This window comes from Bacteroides sp. Marseille-P8574, assembly GCF_902825465.1.
GTDB classification, from domain to species: Bacteria; Bacteroidota; Bacteroidia; order Bacteroidales; family Bacteroidaceae; genus Bacteroides; species Bacteroides uniformis.
The window spans coordinates 1,429,111-1,454,588 of record NZ_CADEBE010000001.1 but is presented as its reverse complement, the minus strand read 5'-3'; the positions used below and the strand labels follow the sequence as shown (position 1 = coordinate 1,454,588).

The 25,478-nt window shown below is 41.2% G+C and carries 15 protein-coding genes; 11 read left to right on the top strand and 4 right to left on the bottom strand.

Annotated features, from left to right (window positions below):
• Positions 1–11 precede the first annotated feature (11 nt).
• The 8 genes from HUX74_RS06185 to HUX74_RS06150 all read left to right on the top strand — a co-directional run bounded on the left by HUX74_RS06185 (position 12) and on the right by HUX74_RS06150 (position 10,381).
• Positions 12–1,151, top strand: a complete 1,140-nt coding sequence (locus HUX74_RS06185) for an EpsG family protein (protein WP_005634536.1) — start codon at positions 12–14, stop codon at positions 1,149–1,151.
• A gap of 59 nt (positions 1,152–1,210) precedes the next feature.
• Positions 1,211–2,314, top strand: coding sequence for a glycosyltransferase (locus HUX74_RS06180; RefSeq protein WP_005634535.1), 1,104 nt, complete (start codon positions 1,211–1,213; stop codon positions 2,312–2,314).
• Positions 2,311–3,366 (top strand): glycosyltransferase family 4 protein, encoded by a 1,056-nt coding sequence (locus tag HUX74_RS06175; RefSeq protein ID WP_005634534.1) that lies wholly within the window; start codon positions 2,311–2,313, stop codon positions 3,364–3,366. The genes HUX74_RS06180 and HUX74_RS06175 overlap by 4 nt, the downstream gene beginning before the upstream one ends.
• Positions 3,367–3,371: 5 nt before the next feature.
• On the top strand, positions 3,372–4,925 hold the full coding sequence (locus tag HUX74_RS06170) for a heparinase II/III family protein (RefSeq protein WP_005634533.1): 1,554 nt from the start codon (positions 3,372–3,374) through the stop codon (positions 4,923–4,925).
• A 3-nt stretch (positions 4,926–4,928) separates the two neighbouring features.
• A complete protein-coding gene (locus tag HUX74_RS06165) occupies positions 4,929–6,119 on the top strand; it encodes a glycosyltransferase family 4 protein (RefSeq protein ID WP_005634531.1) in 1,191 nt (396 codons plus the stop codon).
• Between the two features lie 17 nt (positions 6,120–6,136).
• A complete protein-coding gene (gene wecB, locus HUX74_RS06160; RefSeq protein WP_005634529.1) occupies positions 6,137–7,297 on the top strand; it encodes a non-hydrolyzing UDP-N-acetylglucosamine 2-epimerase in 1,161 nt (386 codons plus the stop codon).
• A 488-nt stretch (positions 7,298–7,785) separates the two neighbouring features.
• A complete protein-coding gene (locus tag HUX74_RS06155; RefSeq protein WP_005634525.1) occupies positions 7,786–8,094 on the top strand; it encodes an Arm DNA-binding domain-containing protein in 309 nt (102 codons plus the stop codon).
• A 25-nt stretch (positions 8,095–8,119) separates the two neighbouring features.
• Positions 8,120–10,381 carry a Helicase associated domain protein gene (locus HUX74_RS06150; protein ID WP_005634523.1) on the top strand — a complete coding sequence of 754 codons (2,262 nt, stop codon included), beginning with the start codon at positions 8,120–8,122 and terminating at the stop codon, positions 10,379–10,381.
• Between the two features lie 833 nt (positions 10,382–11,214).
• Here HUX74_RS06150 and HUX74_RS06145 read toward each other — a convergent pair.
• From HUX74_RS06145 to HUX74_RS06135, 3 genes are read right to left on the bottom strand one after another with little or no spacing between them, the layout of a single operon-like run.
• Complete coding sequence (locus tag HUX74_RS06145; RefSeq protein ID WP_131225750.1) at positions 11,215–12,168, bottom strand: hypothetical protein; 954 nt, start codon at positions 12,166–12,168, stop codon at positions 11,215–11,217.
• A 30-nt stretch (positions 12,169–12,198) separates the two neighbouring features.
• Complete coding sequence (locus tag HUX74_RS06140) at positions 12,199–13,788, bottom strand: RagB/SusD family nutrient uptake outer membrane protein (RefSeq protein WP_138346400.1); 1,590 nt, start codon at positions 13,786–13,788, stop codon at positions 12,199–12,201.
• Positions 13,789–13,819: 31 nt separating this feature from the next.
• Positions 13,820–16,786, bottom strand: a complete 2,967-nt coding sequence (locus tag HUX74_RS06135) for a SusC/RagA family TonB-linked outer membrane protein (protein WP_174646369.1) — start codon at positions 16,784–16,786, stop codon at positions 13,820–13,822.
• Between the two features lie 696 nt (positions 16,787–17,482).
• Here HUX74_RS06135 and HUX74_RS06130 point away from each other — a divergent pair.
• Positions 17,483–18,544 carry an IS5 family transposase gene (locus HUX74_RS06130; RefSeq protein WP_174646368.1) on the top strand — a complete coding sequence of 354 codons (1,062 nt, stop codon included), beginning with the start codon at positions 17,483–17,485 and terminating at the stop codon, positions 18,542–18,544.
• 396 nt (positions 18,545–18,940) lie between these two features.
• Here HUX74_RS06130 and HUX74_RS06125 read toward each other — a convergent pair whose 3' ends face one another.
• On the bottom strand, positions 18,941–20,131 hold the full coding sequence (locus tag HUX74_RS06125; protein ID WP_131225754.1) for a site-specific integrase: 1,191 nt from the start codon (positions 20,129–20,131) through the stop codon (positions 18,941–18,943).
• Positions 20,132–20,584: 453 nt separating this feature from the next.
• On the opposite strand from HUX74_RS06125, the gene HUX74_RS06120 reads away from it, so the two are divergent.
• Positions 20,585–23,803 (top strand): TonB-dependent receptor, encoded by a 3,219-nt coding sequence (locus HUX74_RS06120; RefSeq protein WP_254592835.1) that lies wholly within the window; start codon positions 20,585–20,587, stop codon positions 23,801–23,803.
• 27 nt (positions 23,804–23,830) lie between these two features.
• Positions 23,831–25,459, top strand: coding sequence for a RagB/SusD family nutrient uptake outer membrane protein (locus HUX74_RS06115; protein WP_226791303.1), 1,629 nt, complete (start codon positions 23,831–23,833; stop codon positions 25,457–25,459).
• The last annotated feature ends 19 nt before the right edge of the window (positions 25,460–25,478 follow it).

Here is a 25,478-nt window from a genome sequence, read left to right as displayed (position 1 = left end):
AAATTACAACGATGAAATATCATTACGAGGCAGTTCCGGTACTGTTCAATATACTTCTGTTTTTTCTTATGCTGTATCCGTTTCCGAATGTGTATAGATATGGCTGTGAATTTAGAAAACGATATACAGACATCTTGGATTATGCAGTATACGGTGTCCTGCTGATACTGTTTTGCACTTTCGGCTATGCGGACAACGATTTCTATCACTACGAGGGGCTTTTCAAACGTATCTGTTCAACCGGATTAAACGTGCATCTTGAACCCGTTTACTATTGGTTGATACGGAATGTCACTTCAAACTATCTGGTATGGCGGTTTATAGTGTGGAGCGGAACGGTGATTTTGTCGTTATGGACAATAAAACGGCTCAAACTTGATGTGAGGATAGGATTGCTGATATTTGTGCTGTTTTATATCAACATTATTTCAGTAATGCGCGGAAATTTGGGAATTGCCATACTGTTTTTTGGCTTTTCATTCATTATCAGGCCCTCTCATAATAGGTTATTGTCATTCCTATTCGGTTGTTTGTTGATTTTCTGTTCATTCTTCTTTCACAAAAGTATGTTGTTTTCGATTGCTGCACTTTCGGTAACACCTTTTTATCTGAATAGGAAAACGGTAAAAATCAGTCTTGTCATATTCCCTTTCCTGACCGTTGTGACTACTTTACTGCTGGATTATATTATTATGAACGGACTCATCGGTTTTGATATAGCAGACATGAATATAGGGAGCTCGATGACGGGATATGCGAGCGGCACAATGCGGCAGTCGAATATTTTTGGTAAACTGAACCAAATGATAACCTATATGCCGGTATACGCATCTTTGGCTCTTATGACTAAGAAGATAGTTTTTGAAGAAATTGATGTTCCACGGTATATAAAGGCATTGTTCATCTATTGGTATGCAATAACTTATATTGCCAGTCTGTTTTTCTTCCAAGAAACTTCGGTATGGCTCTTTATACGTTTCATAATGATGAGCTATTTTCCTCTTTGTATTGTTGTGGGTTATTATTATTCTAATTTCAAGATGACACGCGAGAAAAGAATCTTGATGCTTTTGGCAATCCTTCCTATCTGTTATAAACTTTTCTATGCCTTCTATAAGAGGTTGGTATGGGAAGGGTACGTCTTTTTCTGACATGTTTCGTTAGTTTACACGTATTAGGATCACAATAAAAAAATTAAAAAACAATCTGAATGAAAATCTTAGAAATAATTCCTCAACTTAGCAGTGGCGGCGGAGAGCGGTTTGTGGTTGACTTGTGCAATGAGTTGTCGAAAGAACATGATGTGACATTGATGGTTTTGCACTCACTTGACAAGGTGGATTTCTATTTGAAAGAGGTATCGAATAATGTAAGGGTGGTATCGATGAACAAACGGATGGGACTTGACATCGGTTTGTTATTTAGAGTATATAGATATATCCGTAGAGAAAAGCCTGATGTGGTGCACACGCATTTGCGTGCTATTATGTATATTGCTTTCGCAATCATGCGAAAGAATGGCGTTATGCACTGTCATACAGTGCATTCCGCTGCTGATAAAGAAGCCGGAGGCTCCTTTATCAGCAGCGGAATGCGGAAGTTCTGTTTTCATCATGGGTGGATTACACCCATTACCATTTCCGCCGAATCACTACATAGCTTCCGAAAATATTATGGAATGGATGCTCCTATGATTTTCAATGGGCGCAATGTGGATGCTGGTATGCTTGTTTCAGACGAGGTCAAGGAACAATTTAAACAGTATAGACATACAAATAAGACGCGAGTACTGATAAGTCTCGCACGTATTGACCCTGTGAAACGGCAAACTCTCTTGGCACGTGTGGTAATGCGGTTAAAACGGGAAGGATACGACCTCACTGTATTGTTTATCGGAGGTGAACGTGATGCACAGATGACCGCGGAATTGCGTTCGTACAACGATGAAGCAATACAATTACTTGGAGAACTGCACAATCCGCTTGAATACCTTAAAATGGGAGATGCTTATGCACTTTGTTCCTCGTATGAGGGGATGCCTATTTCGTTGATAGAGGCTATTGGTGTTGGCTGTATACCGGTATGCACACCTGTGGGCGGTATAGTAGATGTGGTACACAACGGTGAAAACGGTTTTCTGAGTGACGGTATCGGTGAAGAATCTTATTACAAAACGGTAAAGAGATTTCTATTCCTCACTGATGTACAGCTTAAAGACATGAAGCAAAAAGCTCTTGCCACTTATGGTCCATTCAGTATGTACGAATGTGCTCGCAACTACGTAAGACTTTTCGAGAAAGGAATAAAGAAATGAAACGGAAAAAATTACTCGTTGTAGGCTCAATTCCCGATGAGAGCAACTTATTGAATTATGGAGGTGCGACGGTGTTGATGAAAAACTATCTTGACTATCTAGCCTCTCAGTCTGAATATGAATATAGGTTTGTACAAAACAACCGGTATTCAAATCTTCGCACTCGCCAGCGTAGTATGTGGCGCAATTATTCATACTTTTTCCCGGCATTTTTGTGGAGACTGTTTGGGTGCGATATTGTAATGTTCAATTTTTCTGATCATGGTACAATTTATTATTTCCCATTATTGAGCAAAATAGCTCGTTTGGCACACAAAAAAGTCGTACTACGTAAATTCGGAGGTTCATTTGAGTTCTACATAAAGAAAATTGGTCAAACCCAATTACAACGGGCACTTGATGCTATCAGACAAACAGACTTGATATTCTTTGAAACCCAACAGGGTATTACACACCTACAACAGTTAATAGGAAAGAGTGACAATATACATTGGTTCCCTAATGTGCGTAAAGCTTCAACAATACGAAAGAACCCCTCAGACTTTCATGGCAGATGTGTTTTCATGTCGCATATCAACAAAGAAAAAGGGATAGAAGATCTTATAGCGGTATCCAAACTGTTACCTTCGAATTATACCCTTGATATATATGGTGAGATAAAAGAGGATAAATATCGCAATATCAACTTCAACGAAAGCGGAATAACATACCATGGGGTTGTCTCTTCCGAACAGGTTTTAAAAACTTTAGTAGAATATGATTTACTGCTATTACCTTCTTATCGCGAGGGCTACCCGGGCATTATCATCGAAGCTATGTCTGTAGGCATTCCTTGCGTATCAACCTATGCAGGTGGAATACCTGAAATCGTAGAAGACGGTTACAATGGTCGTTTAGTAATTCCCGGTGATGTAGATGCGATAAAACAAGCTATCTTATCGATTAACGCAACAAACTATTCTCAATATTCAGGGAATGCCTTGAAGAAATTTGAAGAAGAGTTTGAATCTGATAAGACGAATAAACGCATACTTGAAATTATAATGCACTAAATCAAATGGCTAATAATATTCTTATTGTCAATACAATTAAACATCTTCGGTTAAAACAAATCTATTATCAATTATATTATAGACTATTTTCTCATAAGTTGATGGAATATAATGTTCCCCGGCAATCTTCATTGCGGATGGTCTCAGTTATCGCAAAGTGGTATTGTTACAATGTACCCAAGACATTTACATTCCTAAATCTTATAGGGGATTTTAAGTCATGGAATGATGTTAGTCATGGGATGCTTTGGGCATACAATCTGAATTATATGGATTGGTTGTTGCAACCTGACATGACTTTTGAACAAGGTTCAGAATGGGTTGAACGGTTTATAACTGATTTGCCAACAAACAGGATCGGTCTTGATCCTTATCCTATCGCACTGCGAAGCATCAACTGGATCAAGTTTATCGGCAGGCATCATAAAAAAGTGGAGAGCAATCGGTTGCAACGGTGGAACGATTCCCTTTATGCGCAATGTAAATTGCTCGAACGGAAACTGGAATACCAACTGCTTGGCAACCATCTTTTAGAAGATGCTTACGCTTTGTTTATCGCTTCAATTTATTTTTCCGATAAAAAAATGTATGACAAGGCATCCTGTCTGTTGTATAAAGAGCTTGATGAACAGATTTTGCCTGATGGCTCACATTACGAGCAATCACCGATGTATCACTGCATTTTGCTCGATAGGTTATTGGATTGCTATAATGCCTCGATTAATAGAGGTCATGAGAAAATGTGTGAGCTTTTGAAACTGTATGTGGTAAGGATGTTGGGGCATTTGGAGAGCATCGTGTGGAAAGACGATACGATTCCCTTACTTAATGATTCGGCATATGGGATAGCACCGACAGTTTCCGAATTGAGAGCATACGCCAAAAGATTGAAGTTGGAATGGACCCCTTTGCCTATGAAAGAATGTGGCTATAGGAAGCTTTGTTCAACACATTTGGAGGCAGTTGTGGATGTGGGTAATATTACTGCGACCTATCAGCCGGGGCATAGTCATGCCGATACGTTTAATTATGAATTGCGAATTGATTGCAGACCGTTTGTTGTTGATACAGGTATTTCTACCTACAACAAGACTGCAAGAAGGCAGTACGAACGAAGTACGTCAGCTCATAACACCGTAACTGTCGGCAACAAGGATTCTAGCGAGGTGTGGGGAGGTTTCCGTATGGGTAAAAGAGCTAAAGTAAGAGTACTATCCGATACCGAAAATGAAATTATGGCAGAGCACGATGGTTTTAAAGGATGTATACATCAACGGAAATTCACTATTAACGATGATGTGTTTACAATAAATGATAAGATTGTCGGCAATAATATGACAGAATGTATCAGCTATATTCATTTCGCACCCGATATTGAGGTCCTTGCCATATCGTCAACTGAAATAAGAACCAACAGGGCTAATATCGCTGTATCTGGTGCAAATTCCATAGAAATTATAAATGATTTTGTATCAGTAGAATACAATCGACTAGAACCTTCTAAGACGATAAAAATAGTATTTTGCAGAAATTTAACGTATCAAATATTTCAGGCATAAAATATGAAGATTTTAATTGTGTCGTTCTACTATTCTCCCGAGCTTGGGGCTGCTCCTTCCCGTATAACCAATATGGCTGAAGGGCTGAAAAGTCAGGGAGCGGAAGTGGATGTGTTAACTTGTTTGCCGAATTACCCTCAAGGACAAATATTCGAGGGTTATAGAGGCCGTTTGTCAAAAAAAGAAAAGATTAATGGCATAAACGTGTATAGATATTGGACTTATGCAACCGTGTCCAAGAATCCTTTTAAGCGAGCGGTAAGTATGATGTCATTTGCGACCATGTTATGGTTGTTTGCTTTTAAGATAAAGAAGATCCAGGGTTACGATAGGGTGATCATCCAAAGCCCTCCACTACCAGTGGCTGGTTCGGCCATCACGCTTTTCAAAAAAATATTCGGGCGCAAGACTCTTGTGAACATATCCGATTTATGGCCACTTTCTGCTGTTGAGCTTGGAGCAATGCGTGAAGGTGGGAAGATATATGATATTTTCGCGTGGATTGAACGTTATATTTATCGCAATGCAGACGGTATTTTCGGTCAGTCTGAAGAGATAATCCGGCATGTGAATCAATTTCCTTCGACAAAAAACAAGTTTGTATACCGTAATTTGCAGCAATATGCGGTTGCTGCTCAACCCAAAAGGAAGCACACGCCCTTTCGCATTGTATATGCCGGACTATTAGGTGTGGCACAAGATATATATTCAATTATCGAGAATATTCCGTTTCAGTCTATTGGCGCTGAGTTCCACTTGTATGGTGGTGGAAATCAGACAGAAAAGATAAAAGAATATATAAATAAACATCCCGGTTGTTTCGTGTATTATCATGGATATGTAAAGAAAAAACAAATCGCCGAAGAGTTGTCAAGATACGATGCGTCAATTGTTCCACTTACCGTAGCAATCAAAGGAGCAGTGCCATCCAAAATATATGATCTCATACCTATTGGCATACCTATACTGTTTTGTGGAGGTGGAGAAGGGGCTGAGATCGTATCGAAATATTATTTTGGAATGGTTTCAAAGCCACATGATTTCAAACAATTACACAATAATATTATTGAGTTGATTAACCTTCCTGACGAAGAATACAGCACAATATCGAAGAACTGCCTGGATATGGCAAAAAATGAATTCGATTTTAACAAACAGATATATCGCTGTTACGATTTTATAAAATCAATCTGATGTAAAAATATAATTCAATGAAGAAAGTAATGTTGGTCTTCGGCACCCGTCCGGAGGCAATCAAGATGGCTCCGCTGGTGAAAGAATTCCAGAAACAGCCAGAACGGGTGGAAACTGTAGTATGTGTTACCGGACAACACCGGGAAATGCTGGACCAGGTATTGGATATATTCGATATTTGTCCAGATTATGACTTGAACATTATGAAGCAGGGACAAGACTTATATGACGTGACGTCCCGTGTATTGACAGGTATGCGTGATGTACTGAAAGAGGCAAGGCCGGATGTAGTGCTGGTGCACGGTGACACGACCACTTCTACTGCCGCTGCTCTGTCGGCCTTCTACCAACAGATTCCGGTAGCACACATAGAGGCAGGATTACGTACACATAACATCTATAGCCCATGGCCGGAGGAGATGAATCGACTTTTGACCGGACGACTGGCGACCTACCATTTCTCGCCTACGCCACTGAGTCGTAGCAATCTGATGCGGGAAGGTATTGACGATCGGAATGTCATCGTGACCGGGAATACGGTAATTGATGCGCTTTATTGGGTAGTGGATAAAATTAAGAGCGACAAGGCGTTGGATTGTGAATTGGTAGGGATACTGGCAAAAGCCGGATATGACGTGAGCCGTTTGAATGGTGGTAAGAAGCTGGTGCTGATTACGGGACATCGTCGTGAAAACTTCGGTGACGGATTCATCCATATGTGTACTGCTATCAAAGACTTGACAAAAAAATACCCGGAGGTGGACTTCGTTTATCCGATGCACTTGAATCCAAATGTGCGCAAACCGATACATGACGTATTTGGAGAGGAATTATCCGATTTTGGGAACATGTTCTTCATTGAACCTTTAGAATATCTGAGTTTTGTCTATTTAATGGAAAAATCCACTATAGTATTAACCGATAGCGGTGGCATACAAGAGGAAGCTCCAGGACTGGGTAAGCCGGTATTGGTGATGCGCGACACAACGGAACGTCCGGAAGCATTGGATGCAGGAACGGTAAAACTGGTAGGTACGGATTATAACAGAATAGTAAATGAAGTATCTGTTTTGATTGACGATAAAGTCGCCTATGAAAAAATGAGCAAGGCAGTGAACCCTTATGGAGACGGGCTTGCTTGTGGACGTATTGTGAACGCATTGCTGTACAGAATATAAAAAGATGTGAGATTAAACCTGAAAATCAGACTATTAATATTTTTTAAGGTGATGATGATTCTGCTTTATAAGCGGAAAACGAGGAAGATGCAGATTCGTCCGGTTTCTAATTTCAAACGGGTGTATAACATTCAAGGATTACTATATGTTGTCACCACTAACTTCGGAAGAGAACGGGCATGAGAGGCATTTTGACCGCAACCGTCTGCAATATGATTCTGGATTTTAGTGTGAAGAAAAGGGGAATGGTAAATGAAAAAATTCCTGCGTATGGGTGTTCCTTTTGGGAACTTTTATTGTTTGGACTTTCTCCTATTTCTGGGTAGCATATACTAGTATGAGTGAATTTATCCATATTTCCAGTGCGGATATAAATAATGCAGGGAAAATACTCAGATTGGTGAGCGTTTTTAAGAAAAAATCACCCTACCCAAATTTTGATTATAAGGGAAACTCCTCTATATAAATCAGCTGTAAAAGTAACAAGGATGCCTACTGTTGTTGTCCGTTTTGAACCTAATAAGAAAAATCCCGAGCGTGGTACAATTTATTACCGTATCTACAAAGGGCACAACCGGCGTATGGAGTTTTCTTCCCGTCTTCACTTGTCAGCTTCTTCCTGGGATGAAACAGCAAGGACAATCCGGGATGATTATCCTGAGTCCTGTCGTTTCCGTGTCCAAATTGAGGCGGATCTTCGGCTTTTGAACCGGATTATAACAGAAGATATTACCGGTCGACTGACAATGGGTAATATGATAGCCCTCTTTAAACAGCAAAGGACAATAATCAAATGAACTTTTTGACTTGTAAGTAAATAGGATGGTATCGTCTTTAACAGATTGCTATCTCCGTCTAGGCTTCCAGGTAACAGAATCCGAAGAGGGACTACGGATAGGCTTCAAGCCGGGAATGGTACATGCCATCGTGAAGGAGGTCCGAAACGAACGTCCTTTGACTCGCTCGGATGCTGAATTGTTCTACGAGAAGTTCTCTACACTAAGTAAAGGGCATCGAAATCTATATTTCAGGATCGTGGCACACGGCGGATTCCTGCCGGAAGCATTGGACTTTGAACTGCATGGGCTGACCGTTTCGGATGAAAGCTATATTGAAAGCCTCTTGTCCGGAAGACATGTGGAGCTTTATCCGCATAACGAAGCGGCTTACAGGGCGATCATGCGGGGATTCAAACAACACCGTATCGGTGCGGTCGTGCAGGCTACCGGAACAGGGAAATCCTATTTGCTGGCACGCTATATCGCAGATCATGCAAAGGAAAAGATATTGGTCTTTGCTCCGAACATCACGATTCTGGATGAGATCCGGAAAGCCGTCGGATTCTCTATTCCGCAAGTGACGTACCGGACATTCCAGTCACTGATCCGTAACCGGGAGGACAATGGGTTGTTACGGGCAGATCATATTCTTATTGATGAATTCCACCATTTCGGGGCGGAAATTTGGGGAAGTGCCTTGCAGGATGTGATAGAAAATAATCCCTGTGCCTATGTCCTGGGAACGTCGGCAACGCCGATCCGTCCGGAGGGAATGATCGATACGGTGGATCTTTATTTCGAAGGAAATTTGTTTTATGAGCTTACCTTGCCGCAGGCTTGGTATTACAATATCTTGCCGGTTCCGGTTCTGGTACAGAGTGCTTACGGGCTGGACAACGAACTGGACCGGCTGCAAAGAAAGTTGGAACGCAGCGGTTGTTCAAAAGGACGAAAAGAAAAGGTACAGAAGAAACTGGATCTGGCACGTGTGGATTTCAAAGAGGCTTTAGGGGCACCGGAAGTCATCCGGAAGTTCCTGCCGACAAGCGTACGCAAGCTGCTGGTATTCTGTCGCGATCTCACCGATTTGAAGCAGATGGTGCCGGAAGTATGCGGATGGCTCACGCGAGCGGGACGTGCCATTACTCCGTTCGAGATCCATCATGCCCAAGGTGAACGGCAGAACGGCCGGATACTGGATGCTTTCCGAGAAGAATCAGACCGGCTGCACGTATTGTTTTCCGTCAACATGCTGATAGAAGGACTGCATGTGGAAGGTGTGGATGCTGTCTTATTCCTTAGACGGACAGAATCATATATCGTTACCTTGCAGCAATTGGGCCGTTGTCTAAATGCCGAGGCTGGAAAACGGCCGGTCGTCTTGGATTTTGTCAACAATCTTTCAGGAAAATCGGTTTATGATGTGATGGCTCCCCACTTGGAGCGTCTATCTCTCCTTCCGTCACCCAAAGGATTCGAAGGAAACACCTCTTTTTTGACGACGGGTTTCCTATCAGACATACGGCTGCGCATAGAAGAGATATTGGCAGAACTGGAGCCCTGGCAGATTATGTATGAGAGGCTGATTGAATTCCGTCGGGAAGAAAACGACTGGCCATCAATTACGGAAGGGAAACTCGGTTTGTGGTGCAACACCCAACGCATTGCCTATAAACGGGGAAAATTGCAGGAGGAACGCCGCCGTCAGCTAGAATTGATCGGCTTCGAATGGAACCAGCTCGACTCCAAATGGATGAAAGAATACCGTGCGTTGAAAGTCTTCTTTGATACCTGCGGACGCTGGCCCAAACGTGAAGACGGCCCGCTTGCAACTTGGTGTTATACCCAACGGGAAAGGCGGAAGAATGGACGCTTGAGCAAAGAGCGCATCCGGGCTTTGGATGAGATCGGCTTTGTTTGGAATCAAGACCTTCAAAGGGAATGGATGAAGAATTACGAGGAGTTGAAGTCTTTTGTCGGAAAATATCAGCGTTTCCCTAAATCGACGGAGGGGAATCTGGGTGGATGGTGTCATACACAACGAAAAATGCACAAACTGGGGAAATTATCCCATGATCGCTGGCTTCTGTTGGATAAAATAGGATTTGTTTGGTCAGCGGAACAAGTCTGGCAAGGCAACTTTGAGCAGTTGCGCCTGTTCCATAACCGCCAAGGGCGATGGCCAGGTTGCCGTGAAGGAGCATTGGGACGTTGGTGTACCATCCAAAGACGGGATTACCGCAAGGGAAACATGTCAGATGAGCGAATAGTACAATTGGAGCGGATCGGTTTCCCTCTGAGCTGACAGGAAACATCTTTGAAACCATTGGGTTACGAAATATATTCCCAAATGTTATTTGCAGGAAATAGTATAGTGATAACCTGTGTAAGCAGATATAGAGTCTAATTTTATGAATAAATACGCATAAAATCAGAATTCAGATATGTACATAACTGATAGGAATTCTAGACACTTTTAAAAGATGTTATTACCAAATTTCGTAGACATGGAAATGAAATTGTCACTGCATATAAATGACGATTTACAAAAGATGGTTATTACCAATGTCATGACTCTTGTCTGTCATAATAATGTAAGGAGCATTATTATGAACATCTTTTGACTTTCCTTTGAATGAAGCCAGTTTGAATATATAGGGTATGGTTACAATTTAAATAATCTTTATGCCCCACTCGGAATACTTGATTTGGGTAATTTTAAATATAATTGTCGGTTCTGCAATCACTAGTAGAAGCAATATACAGGAATTCTGAATATGCCTTTTTCGGTAACTGCAAATTGATTATACAATCCCCCCCCCATACACATACACTTAATTCCTCAACCTCTCTCTTGAATTTTTCCAATCCTTTCCCAAACTTTTTTTTTATTTTTTCCTTCAAATTTTTTCCCTAATCTAAAAAATGTCTATCTTTGTCCATAGAAGAGTTCCTCATAAGTATGAGGTTGTAAAATACTGAAATTAGCACAATCTCCAAATCGTTACCTTAGACTTTTCAAAACTTTCATAAGCGTTTGTCTTTCAAATCAATCCATCAATTAGATAAGAATTTAAAGTAAAAAGCCGGCCCCTTGTGTGAACCGGCTTTTCTTATGTAATTTTTTTAATTTTCAAATTACTCTGTCTCCAAAGAGTTAAGGTATGCTTCCGCACTCAAGTAGAGATAAGACGGGTTGGTACAAGGATATGCACCACCGTCTTGATAGTCAGCCATACTTACGTACAACGAATTGGCTGGGAAGGTAATACTACCGGCCTTTTCATTATAAACTCCCAAAGGATAAGAATTTATATTAGTAGATAAGTTGCCATATACAGAACCACCGCTGAACATACCATATCCCCAATCCATACCATATTGAATTGGTTTCAAAGAAGCGCCTTCTTTAGTCACATCAATTACGAAAGTATATTCACCTGGAACTATATCAGCCTCTTCATTAAAGGGATAACCGTTGAAACCACCAACCTCATCTTGTGCGGTCGCAACTTTGGCAAACGGGCTGTCGAAACGGAAACGTGTACTGGTAGCAGTTGTAGTCTTTTCAATTTCCACAGCCATCGGAACAGACGGATCTACTTTAAAGAAATTGGAAACTGTACCATCCAAGTAGTATCCGGTACCGATAGATTCCCACTTCAAAATAGCAAAATTCACTGATATTTCATGGTATCCGGAGGAATAGTTACTGACATCATTGCCGCTCAAAGCCAGCTGTAGATTATAAGTGATACCCTCAGCAGCTGATGGTGCTTCAACTGTCAACTTGGCTGTTTTCTCTCCAGCAGCGAATGATACAGTAGAAGGGCATATAAATATATTCTCTTCATTATTTATCACAGTAACATCAACCGTACCGACAGCATCTGTCAAGGCGCGTGTCAAGGTTAAATCAAAAGAGGTTATTCCCGGCTCAACTTCCACTGTTTGGGTGTAATTGCCCACAAAGCAGATGCCTTGATTACCGTCTTCCTGTTCACCCGGAGTATAACTTTCTGCATCAGGATCGCAAGAGGTAGCTATCAGTGCGATGACAAACAGACTAAGTATCTTATTTATATATTTCATATTCCATATTTTTAATAGTTAACATATACATTATTCTACATCAGGTATTGGTGTAGGTGCCGAAACCAGCGGATTGTTCTCCAATAATGGGTTATATTGTACTTCCTTATTAGGAATACTGTAAATTTGAACCGGATCACCTGCTGTAATATTAAATACGGCAGTAGTCGGGAAGCCGCAGCCTAAACGGTTGACTCCCTTGTTCAGACGCATAATATCAAAATATGCCATACCTTCTCCCCAGAATTCAAGACGACGTTGTTGCCAAACAGCTTCCTGCACAGCTTCCGGTGTAGTGGCTGTACACTGATAAGACGGGTCACGATATGCAGTAACAAACGAGTTAAGGGTAGATACACCGCCACTGACATTACCACTCATAGCTTGTGCCTCAGCCTTGATAAGATACATTTCCTCAACACGCATCAATATTATATCCGTAGCATTGTTGTCAGTTCCCCATTGGTCATTCAGCACCCCATACTTCACTTGTGTATAGGCAGGTGCCTTTTTCCCAGTAATATATGCCTGGGCTGCAGCAGGCAAATTGGCGGATATACCTTCACCGTTCAGGAACCATCCCTTGCGGACATCACTGGCAGGAATCTCATTATAGAGTTTCGGACTGATTCTACGCCATCCGCCTACAGAAGCATAACCATAATTCAAAGATCCCATGTGTGACGGGAAGTTACAAATACCGGTTGTACTTACACGGTCCTGTTCTGTAATCAAGATACCCCACATCCATGAATTGTCTTCGATATTAATGAATGAAGGCTTGCTTACATCAGCACGGGAGTATGGAGTGGCAGTAGTTTTGGCCAGTGCGGCTTCCGCATCCTTTAAAGCTTCTGCATAGTTGTGCATTGCCAAGTAGACACGCGCACGGATACCGTAAGCGACATCCAAGCTGACATAGCGCTTGTCAGCACGTTCTTTTGTAGTGGCTGTCAGCAACTCAATAGCTTTATTCAGGTCTGCCAAGATAAAATCATAAGTTTCCTGCACCGTAGAACGGGCGCAACCATTGGCTGCAACTTCTGTTGCATTCTGCTCTGTAATCAAAGGCATACCCATGGCACTCTCATGTCCTTTGTAATTGAACTGATACAACTGTATCAACGTAAAATAGTCAAAAGCACGGACAGCTAATGCCTGCGCCAGATAATATTGTAACGTAGGATCTTCAGTTTCGTTATCTACAGTACCGATTACGTTATTGGCTGTAAAAATCTGATTGTACAATGTACCCCAGAATTCAATGGTAGCTGTACTTGTATTCAAGCAGTCACTGTAATCGGCTGAATTGGAATACCAGTTATAACCAGTAATATCTGCCACCATGTCCGTACCTCTTGATTCCGTGGCCAGCATAATGGTCGGATAACCTATATCACTATGCACATTGTCATCTTCTGTGTAGATTTTGGCATATTGGGTGAAATTTGCAGCCACGGCTGCTACGCTGGCTTCCAATCTGGAAGGATCAGATTCAACAACTTCTTCCTTTTGGTCAGATGTAATAGTCGAACTCAGCGGTTCTGTATCCAGATCTGTACATCCAGCTACCATCAAACCGAGCATAACATACGGTGTTATCTTATATAATTTCTTCATATTTTTTCTGTATTTTATTATTGAACTATTATCAGAATGTTACTTTCAAACCGCCGGAAATAGTACGTATAGGCGTATATCTATCTGTAGAAGCTGTTGTGTAGCTCATACGTGGATCAAGCCCTTTACGGGCAGAGAAAAGAGCCACATTGTCAGCCGCACCGTAAATACGCAAGCTTCCGATACCCAGACTTCTCAACCATCTCTTAGGTAAAGTATAGCCCAGGGTGATGTTGTTGATAGAGAAATAATCAGAACTTGTCAACCAACGGTCTGATGAAGAGTTGGTGTATTTATCAATGGCATCTACACGCGGAATATTGGTATTTCTATTCTCCGGTGTCCATGCATTCAAGATATCCTTGTGCCAGTTATATCCCATGTAGTGGGAGTCACCGCCATGCATGAAAGCTTGATAGCCACTATCATAAATCGTACCACCCAACTGATAAGCACACTGGATGGAGAAATCAAAGCCACGGAACTCCAATGTTGTACCGACACCGCCATAGATAGTAGGCAACAGGTCACCGGAAGCTTGTCTATTGGAATTGTAGGCAGCAGACCAATCTTTATCCTTATACTCTACACCGTTTTCGTCCTTTGCCCAATACAGAGCTTCGCCGGAATCAGGATCTACCCCTGCATATTTTGTCAAATACATCTGGTACAAAGATTCACCTTCACGATAAATATAGGAACCATCAATCATCTCTCCTTTCAAATCCGGATGCAGCTCAAGAATCTTATTTTTCATCAATGTTCCATTCCAATTGATCACCCACTTTAAATCATTAGTTTCAATAGGAGTATAGTTCAATTCAATTTCCACACCGGAGTTGCGTACCGAACCGATATTCATAGGAAGTTGGGTATAACCGTTAGACATCGCTACCGGTTTATAATACAACATATCCTTAGTCTGGCGGTTGAAGTATTCGATTGTACCGTCAATACGTCCTCCCAAAAGAGCGAAATCCACACCTACATTGAATGAATTGGATGTTTCCCAAGTGATATCTTTGCTTCCCTTGTAGTAGAGCACACCATCAGAGAATACACCGTCAGACCCGCTAACCGTGAACTGATCCAGATACGGATAGTAGTTTGTATATCCTTTATAATAGAGGTTGTCATTACCCTGCTGACCGAAAGAAGCCTTCAGCTTCAGCATGTTGATCCAATCGTATTGACTGATAAAGTCTTCTTTTGCCATATCCCATGCTGCACTCACACTCCAGAAGTTACCCCAACGGTTATCCGGATGGAAGCGTGAAGAAGCATCACGACGATAAGAAACACTGCCATAATATTTTTCATTGAAATCGTAGCTGGCACGTGTAATGATACCGATTGTGGCATATTCATTGTAACTGCCAGAACCATTCTTGCGGTCGATAACATTAGATGCAGTCCAGTTCTTGTCACTATACATGTTATATCCTAAAATATAGTGACTTTCCGTGTTGAAGTCCATACTTTCATAGCCGGCAAGAATATCCAAGTTATGGTTGCCGAATGTCTTTTTGTAATTCAACAGATATTGTTGGTCAAGCGAATAAACGCGTGAGGAGTATTGCATAACAGAACCGCCATAGGAAGCCGACTGACCATAATACTTGTTACCCACACTATGCTGGCGTGTGTTGTCAATATGCAAGCCCAAAGAAGCTGTCAATGACAAACCGTCAATGATATCAATCTTTGAATACCATTTCCCATTCAGGATATCCATCAGATATTTTTCAGTATCATAAAGGAAACCGCTCATAGGATTGGACATACTCATAAAATTACGGGTGAAGTTTGTACTTGAACCATCACCATAGTCGTATACATGATAGCCGGTATTGGCATTATATTGGAAGCTGCCGTCTGCATTCCGTACATACATCGGATAGATTGGTGCAATAAAGTTACCAACAAAGAACGCATTGCCGGAAGAAGTAGCGGCATCGGTATCCTGATCGCCCGGTGAACGGCTTGTTACATTCGAATAGCTAAGATTCACTCCAAGTTTCAACCACTTTTTAGCCTGATAATCCACGTTCATACGAGTGGAGATACGTTCGAAACCTGAATTTTCAATAATACCTTCATCATTCAAATAACTGGCAGACAGATAGTAACTTAATTTGTCCGAACCACCAGAAACACTAAGATTATACTCTTGGCGCAAATTACTTTGGAACATCTCATCAGACCAGTTGTCCGGTGTATAATAATAGTCACCGTCACTATATCCCAAAGCTGCATGAGGGTTTAACTTGCCGTTCCGACCAATAAGATATTGTCCATCAGGTATGGTATAAACTTGATAGCCCAGCTTGGGAAACAAGTCTGCATTGGCCAATTGATAAGCCTGTTCTGCTGTATATCCGCTATTATATAGGTATCCGTTGTACAAAGCAGAATATGCAGTCTCCATATAGGTATTTGCATTCTGCAATACATCATAGTTTTTTACTAAGCGGGAGTTGACTCCCCAACGGGCGTCTAAAGAAATCTGCGTATCACCGCTCTTACCTTTTTTTGTAGTAACCAAAATAACACCGTTTGCACCACGTGCGCCATACAGAGCAGCAGCTGCAGCATCTTTCAATACGGTCATCGATTCAATATCTTGTGAATTGACAGCGGAGATATCTCCTTCATAAGGAATGCCATCCACTACATACAAAGGATTGTTGCTGGCATACATAGAACCAATACCGCGAATACGAACTGTCGCACTCGTACCCGGCTGGCCATTTGTACTTTGTGTCTGCACACCAGATACAGTACCGGAAAGTGCGTTCGATAAGTTGGAGACTTGACGCTTCTCCAATGTCTCAGACTTGATCACAGAGGCTGAACCAGTAAAAGCGGACTTCTTTGCTGTTCCGTAAGCTACCACCATTACCTCATCAAGCATCTCAGAATCGGAACGCATGAATACTTTTATATTCGGCTTAATCTCAACCTCTTGAGTCTGCATGCCAATGTACGAAATCACCAAAGTTTTCGCGGAACTATATTGTTATTTATTTCGCTAATAATCAGGTAATTATACTGTGTGATAGAAATAACTATAGCGAAATTTTCTTTCTTACAAGGTATGTGTATGGGGGGCAACGCATAAAACCTTACTGCTGTGATACTATTTGTTGGATTAACAACCAAGTTATCAGATGTATACCATAAAGTTAATACACTGCTTAAAGATTTTAAATGATTCTTCCTCTTATATGAAGCATGTCTTTTGTCAATATCTATCATCTTAGCTGCTTTCAATGAAGTATTTATTCTACATTGTCACTTTATTAGCGAAACTACTAAAGTCTATGTAAAAGAATATTTCAATAGCTTCAGAAAACAGCAAATTCAAAACTTTCTGATTGGCTAAACAATCAAGACAACAATTGTTTCCTCATAACAGTTTTCATCATTTTTGCTTCCACGCTTCCACCCGTTCCTTATATCCCTCTATTCATCGGCATCACAGATGCTGTGGAAGCAATGCAAAAGTGTGGAAGCAAATTTAGCTTCCACACCTCCAATCAGTTTAAATATTGATAAAACACCAATGTTAATCTTCTATTCACACTATGCTGTATCTAATTGATTATAGAGGAGTTCTATAAATTAAAATATTGTAGTACAGTTGTTTATATGGTTCCAAGAGCGTAAATTTGCAGAAAATAAGAATTTTATAATGAACAAGTTATCCCGATACCGTAAGCTTCGTTATAATCAACTATTTGAGTCAGAGAATCGTGAATTGCGTTTGAATGAAATGGGCAATCCTCTTGAAGTGTTGTCTCAGTATGTTGATTTTGAGATCTTTCGTCCTACTCTTGAATCAGCCCTTTTTACCGGAGAGCGCAAAAGTAATGCCGGTCGTCCGCCGATAGACTGTGTGCTGATGTTCAAGGTCTTGTTTCTTCAGCGTTATTATGGTTTGAGTGACCATCAGATAGAGTATCAGATAGTTGACCGTACGAGTTTCCGCAAGTTTCTTGGTATTGAATGTGTTGACGATGTTCCTGACGAGAAGACGGTGTGGAAGTATCGCGAACTCCTGACAAATACAGGCGTTTATGACAAGCTTTTTTCGGAATTTCATAGTTTCATGGAAAGTAAGGGTCTGCAATTCAATGAGGGTCGCATCATTGATGCCAGTTTTGTTATTGTCCCATGCCAACGTAACACCCGTGATGACAATGAGCAGATAAAACAGGGAGAGGGTAATAAGTTGTGGAATGACAATCCCCACAAGAAGTGCCACAAGGATGTAGATGCCCGCTGGACAAAGAAGCGTGATGAGACTTTTTACGGCTACAAGCAGCATACTAAAGTTGAGAAACGCAATAAGATCATACTTTCTTATGATACCACGTCGGCAGAAGTGCATGATTCCAAAGGCTTTGAAGGACTGCTGGATGAAAAAGACGAAGGCAAGGACTTGTATTTGGACGCCGGTTATGTCGGACAAGAGGAGATTGTAAAACAGCATAAGATGAATCCGATAATTTGCGAAAAGGGCTACCGTAACCGTCCGCTTACCAAGGAGCAGAAATCAGACAATAGGAAAAAATCCAAGACACGTTGCCTTGTCGAGCATGTATTCGGGTTTGAGGAACAAACCATGCGTGGACTTGTGGTGCGTACAGTAGGGCTTATTCGTGCTAAAGCCAATGTAGCACTCACCAGTCTTGTGTATAACATCAGTCGTTACACGCAAATAATCAGGCTGAAACCTGAGTTGTTGGGGTGAATTATGCCTGCACATCCAATTTTTACAACAAACACAAGTTAATTATTGTAAAAATTGGGGGGGGTAGAAAATATTCGCTAAATTTGAAAGACTAAAGCTCACAAATTGGGCAGTTAAAGAGTTCTGCTGTCTGATACAAGAGGATAAATTGAATTGATAGAACTCACCTATAAATAGTTTCTTGCTGCAAGATTTTGCAAACCTATTGCAGTGATACTGCAAAGCTGTTGCAGTGGTACTGCAAGCAATATGCAGTGGTACTGCAAACAATATGCAGTAATACTGCAAAACGTATGCAGTGAGTTTGCAGCGAGCAGGTTGAAACAGAATAGTGAGTGAATAGACTTTAAAGGAGAAGTATATGACTAATGATATGAAAGTGCAGTATTGACTATGCTAAGTTCGTGTTTTTTTAGGCAAAGGCATGAGTGCATGGCTCTTTTCTAAATCATGTACTATAGTCATATCCATTACATTCGTATACACTTGTGTGGTTTTAACACTTTTATGCCCCAACAATTTTTGCACCGTTGTAATGTTTACTCCATTATAAATCAATAGAGTTGCATTAGTATGGCGAGCGGTGTGAAATGAAATCTTTTTTGATAAACCGGCTAGGCGGGAAATCACAATTAAATTTTTGTTCACATTAGAGTTATCCCTTAAATGAAAGAAGCTTTGTAAGTCATCCCGATATTTGTCCAGAATAACAAGCCCTTTTCCTTCGAATAAGAGATAAAGAGGCAATCTGACTTCTGTACTCGTCTTTATGGATTTATAAATTAGCCAGGTTTCTTGACGGATCTCCACGATGTTATCGGGTGATAAACTGATAAAATCAGAATATCTCATTCCTGCATAGCAACAAAACAAGAATGCATCTAAAGTCTTCTGCAATTTAGTATATCTGCCAGCCAAGCTTAATTTCTCCAACTTCTCCAGCTCTTCAGGGGATAAGTGCGTATGCTTGTTTTCTATAGTTTTAATCTTGTACTTTCGAAAAGCGTATTTTTGTATCTCTATATAATCCTTGTTGATGGCAACATTTATATGCCGCTTCAGATGCTTCATATGTTTGGCTATCGTATTTGTGTGATAGCCTCTTGATTGCAAGAAATATTCAAAGGAGGATATGAATTCGAATGTTAAATCAGAAAAGGTTACATCCTTTTTGAACTGTTGTAATAATGAAAGAGTGGAGAGGTGATTTCGTTTTGTACTTTCTTTCAGAGCAGAGTTTGCTATCTCTTGTCTACAAAAAGAAATAAAAGAGGTTTTGTTTTCGCTTGTGCTCAAAACGTCCTTTAGTAATTCTAATGAAATACGCCTTCCTTGCTGCCACAATTCCAACTCTTTTTTTTCTATCATAGCCATAAATTCATATATCAATCTATTCAGTGCATCCGCATTAGGATGATTCTTCACGATAAGCTTTTTATTGTCCCATTGTTCTGGCTTTAGATAAACTTTGGTGGAGAAATACTTTTTTTTTCTATCCAAATAGGCTTCTACTTGCACTAACGCCATTCCTTTTTTATTCAGGCTTCTTTTTCTGTTGTACACTAGATTGTAAATAATTTTACTCATTTTGTTTGGTTTTAATTAATACTAATAACAAATAAGACGATATTCTGTGCTCGGTGAGAATAGAATAAGAATTAATATCTCTAAAAAGTGTCTTTTTGTGTTTAGCTATTAATTGGTATTTAATCTCCGGAAATTCTCATTTTGTTTCAAAATCAGGTATGTTTTTTGTTTTAGCGGCTTGTTTATTAACCATTTTGTTTTAAAATATGTGTATTTCTTGGAAAAATCACCTTGAAAGAGGGAATCATAGTGATAGTAAACATAAGCCGGTTTAGGTTTTTTAAGTATGAAAAATCTGTTATTAAGCATAAAGTAGCGTATTTAATTAACAGATTGATAGATTTACAAGGTTTTTTCAATAAAATAGTTGTTCGTTTCAGTTTTATTAATATATTTGCACTTTGTTAGAGTAAAGAAACAATTAATGTAAAGTTAAACTTTAAGAGAGAATTTATGAAAAGAAAATTAATGCTGTTATTGGCCTGTCTTTTTGTTGGAATAGGCCTAGTAACTGCCCAAACCCAGAAGGTTACAGGTGTTGTAATTTCTGAAGAAGACGGGCAGCCAGTTATTGGAGCCTCTGTATTGGTAAAAGGTACACAAGTTGGTGCTATTACCGGTGTAGATGGTGATTTTACATTACCAAACGTACCAAGTTCCGCGAAAACTCTGGTAATTTCGTATATTGGTATGCAAACCCAGGAGGTGACAATAAAACCTAGCGTAAAAGTGGTGATGAAGTCTGATACAGAGATGCTTGATGAGGTAATGGTAGTTGCTTTCGGTACAGCAAAGAAGTCTGCATTTACGGGTTCGGCTAAGGTGATAGGTACGGAAAAGCTGGAGCAGTCGCAGGTGACAAACGTTACCGATGCTTTGGCTGGTGCTGTGCCGGGTGTGACATTGACATCCAATGACGGTGCTCCTAGTTCAAAGTCATCCATCAAGATCCGTGGTTTCAGTTCACTCAATGCAGGAAACGACCCTCTGATTATTGTGGATGGTGCTCCTTATAGCGGTGATATCAATAATATCAATCCCAACGACGTTGAATCAATGACGGTATTGAAGGATGCGGCTTCCAATGCTCTTTACGGTGCGCGTGGTGCTAACGGTGTAATTATCATCACTACCAAGAAAGCCAATATGTCGGGTGAGGCCAAAGTAACTTTCGATGCCAAGTGGGGAGCAAATACCCGTGCGTTGCAGAAATATGACGTGATTGACAATCCTGGCATGTACTATGAGACGCACTATGAGGCAATGAAAAACTACTATAAATATGAGGGGGGAATGAGTGATCAGGCTGCATGGCTTGAGGCAAATAACAATTTGTTTGGCTCTAACGGTGGCTTGGGTTACAATGTCTATACGGTTCCCGAAGGACAATACCTTATCGGTCAGAATGGCAAGCTTAATCCCAATGCCACATTGGGTAGAGTTGTGAATTATAAAGGACGCGACTATCTGCTTACTCCGGATGATTGGGACGATGTAGGTATGCGTACCGGTTTACGTCAGGAATATAACTTCTCAGTGAGCGCAGCTAATGAAAAATCTTCTTTCTATGTTTCTTTAGGCTATCTTGGAAATGAGGGTATCACTGAAGGTTCTGACCTGAAACGTTTGACTGGCCGTTTAAAAGCCGACTATCAAGCCAAGAAGTGGTTGAAGATCGGTGGTAATATGGCATATGCGCGATTTGATTCCAATTCATTGAGTAATAATGGTTCCAGTAGTTCTCAAGGTAATGTATGGGCATTTATTACCCAAATGGCTCCCATCTATCCTGCTTACGTACGTAATGCTGATGGCAGTATCATGGTTGATAAGAATGGTATTGGAATGATGGACTACGGTAGCGGTATCAATGCAGGTATGCAACGTCCTTTCATTCCTGATGCCAATCCTATTCTGGACAACAAACTTAACACCCATAATGCTGAAGGAAATGCTATCAGTGGTAATGCTTTTGTAGACATAACTCCTATAGAAGGGTTAAAGGTGACATTCAATGGTACTTTCAACTTGGATGAGACACGCTTTACATATGTTTATAATCCTTATTATGGACAGTTCGATTCTACCGGTGGTACAGTAAGCAAGAGCCATCAGAGAACTTACGACTACAACTTGCAACAACTTGTCTCATATGCCAAATCATTCGGAAGCAATAATTTCGATATTTTGTTAGGACATGAATATTATGACTACCGCCTTTCTTATTTGGGAGCCAGTAAGTCACAGATGTTCTCTCAGGACAATCAGGAATTGGATGGTGCCATTATAGATGGACAGAGTGCTTCTTCATATAAGAGTCGTCGTAACAACGAAGGCTTCTTCGGACGTTTGCAATACAACTATGACGAACGAATCTTCGGCTCAGCTTCCTTGCGTCGTGATGCTTCCAGCCGTTTCCATCCAGACCACCGCTGGGGTACATTCTGGTCGGCAGGTGGTGCATGGCTCATCAACAAAGAAAGCTGGTTTGATGCTTCTTGGGTGCAGGAACTGAAGTTGAAGGCTTCAATCGGTTCACAAGGTAACGATAATATCGGTGATTTCCGCTATACGGATAGATTTAATATTATTAATTCCAATAATAGTCTCGGCACTTCGTTCTACTCTAAAGGTACTAAGGACATCACTTGGGAAACCAATACCAATTTCAATATCGGTGCGGAATTCCAATTGTGGGACCGCGTTACCGGTAGCATAGAGTACTACAGACGCAAGACTTCAGATATGTTATTCTCATTCTCCGTGGCTCCTTCATTGGGTTATTCTTCTTATCTGGACAATGTTGGTAACATGGTCAATAGTGGTGTAGAAATGGATTTCAATGTGAATATCTTCGATACACGTAACTTTACGTGGGACGTAAATTTGAACATCTCAACTTTGAAGAACCGTATTACGATGCTTGATCCTGACAAGTTGATTACTACTGAGTATACAGCTGACGGAAAGGGATATAAGGGTTATTCTAACGGAAGCTTCTTCATTGGTGAAGATTTGTCTATGTTTACATGGCGTATGAAGGAATATGCCGGAGTGGACGAAGAGGGAAGAGCCTTGTATTATAAGAATGTTAAGGATGAGGCCGGCAACATCACCGGACGCGAAACGACTTGGAACCATGCTGAAGCTGACTATTACATCACAGAAGAAAGCACGATGCCCAAGGTATACGGTGGTTTCGGTACCAAACTGAAAGTATATGGTGTAGATTTCGGTATTAACTTCACTTACCAGATTGGCGGCAAGCAGTATGATGGCACGTATGCATACTTTATGTCATCACCCAAAGGCACGGCAGGTTACAACTATCACAAGGATATCCTAAAGTCATGGACTCCCGAGAACACCAACACTGATATTCCGCGTTTCATGATGAATGACCCTTCATATCCGGCTTCATCATCTACACGTTTCTTGACCGATGCAAGTTTCTTGAATATCCAGAACATAAATGTGGGCTATACATTGCCTTCCAAGTGGACAAAGAAACTGGCTATAAGCTCTTTGCGCGTGTACATGTCGGCAGAAAATGTTTTCTACTGGTCTAAACGTAAAGGGTTCGACCCGCGTCAATCATATGACGAGACGACCAACGCTACTTTCTATTCACCGATGCGTACCATCTCCGGTGGTGTGTCATTCGAGTTCTAAAACTAAATATTATAGATAACAATGATTATGAAGAAAAATATATTCAAGTTGTTTTCAGCCATGGTGGTATCGGCTACAGTACTAACCGGCTGTATAGAAGAGGTTTTTCCCGAAGATTCTACTGCGACCTCCGAGCAAATCGGTGCGTCAGCTACGGCGCTTGAGGCTGCAGTCAGTGGCATGCCGTCACAAATGGTACAAGGCTATCTGGTATATGGTAGCCAAACCCATGAAACCGACCTTGGCTATCCTTCGCTGATGTTGGCACAGTCTGAATTGTTGGGCGATGTAGTGGACACAGACTATGGGTATGACTGGTGGTGGCCCTTCAATGCAAGCTTGCAGATGTATGACAATGGTTATTACTCATATTTGCCTTACTTTACTCTATATAAGTTTGTTAAATCGGCCAATGACGTGATTTCAGTTGTTGACGTTACCGATCCCACGATTACCGATGAGATACGTGGACTCGGCAGTATATCCCATGCTTTCCGTGCGTTTAGCTATTATACGCTGATGGTGCTTTTCGAGCCAGTAGAGAATATCTATACTGATTGTAGCAAGGTGTTGGGACTGACAGTGCCCATTGTAACTGAGGAAACAACTAATGACATTGCGAAGAGCAATCCGCGTGCGACTCACGAAGAAATGGTGAACTTTATCCTTTCTGACCTTGACAAAGCAGAGATAGGTTTGGAGTCTTATATACCTACTAGCAAGAATTTTCCCGACTTGGCTGTAGTATATGGTCTGAAGGCTAAGGTATATATGTGGGATGGCCAATTTGATAAAGCTGCCGAGTATGCCCGCAAGGCTATTGATAAGTCGGGTGCAACTCCTATGAACGAAGCACAGTGGCATAACCCCACTACAGGTTTCAATACGGCTACTTCTGCATGGATGTGGTATCTTCACCCCACAGCTTCCAACATGGGTAACCTTGCTAATTTCATCGGTCACATTTCCAATGAAGCGGATTGGGGATATGCTTCTTTGTCTAAACTCCAAATGGCACGTTCACTTTATGACGCGATTCCTACTACCGATTTCCGCAAATATTCTTACCTTGACCCGGACAGATCTGTTTACGCTTACCAGTCTGTGAGAGGCAATGAGTGGTTGGACGAACAGCCGGATTATATGTCATTGAAGTTCCGTCCCGTGGGCGGTGACTATAGCACTTATTCTGTGGGTGCGGCTGCTGATATTCCCGTGATGCGTGTGGAAGAGATGTATCTCATAGAGGCTGAAGCTGTAGGTGCCAGCCAGAGTGTGGCAGCAGGTGTACAACTGTTGAATAACTTTATGAAGCAAAATCGTCAGTCTGATTACAGTTTTAACGCAGGCGATTTGCGCAGTTTCCAACTTGAGGTCTTGAAGCAGATGCGTATCGAGTTTTGGGGAGAGGGGGTTGCATTCCCTACTGCCAAGCGTTTGAAACCGGATGTTATTCAGCACTATGAGGGTACCAATTTTAAAGAAGATAACTTCAAGATCAACTGTAAAGGTGTGAAGCCTAACTGGACGCTGATGATCCCCAAGACCGAGGTGGATTCAAATATCGCGCTTCAAGGAATGAACAATCCGGACCCGACCGGTGCTATTCCTAAGCGTCCTACTCCGATAGGAGAGTTTGCGCCTGGTAACAATTAAATTAAATGAACTAACTTTA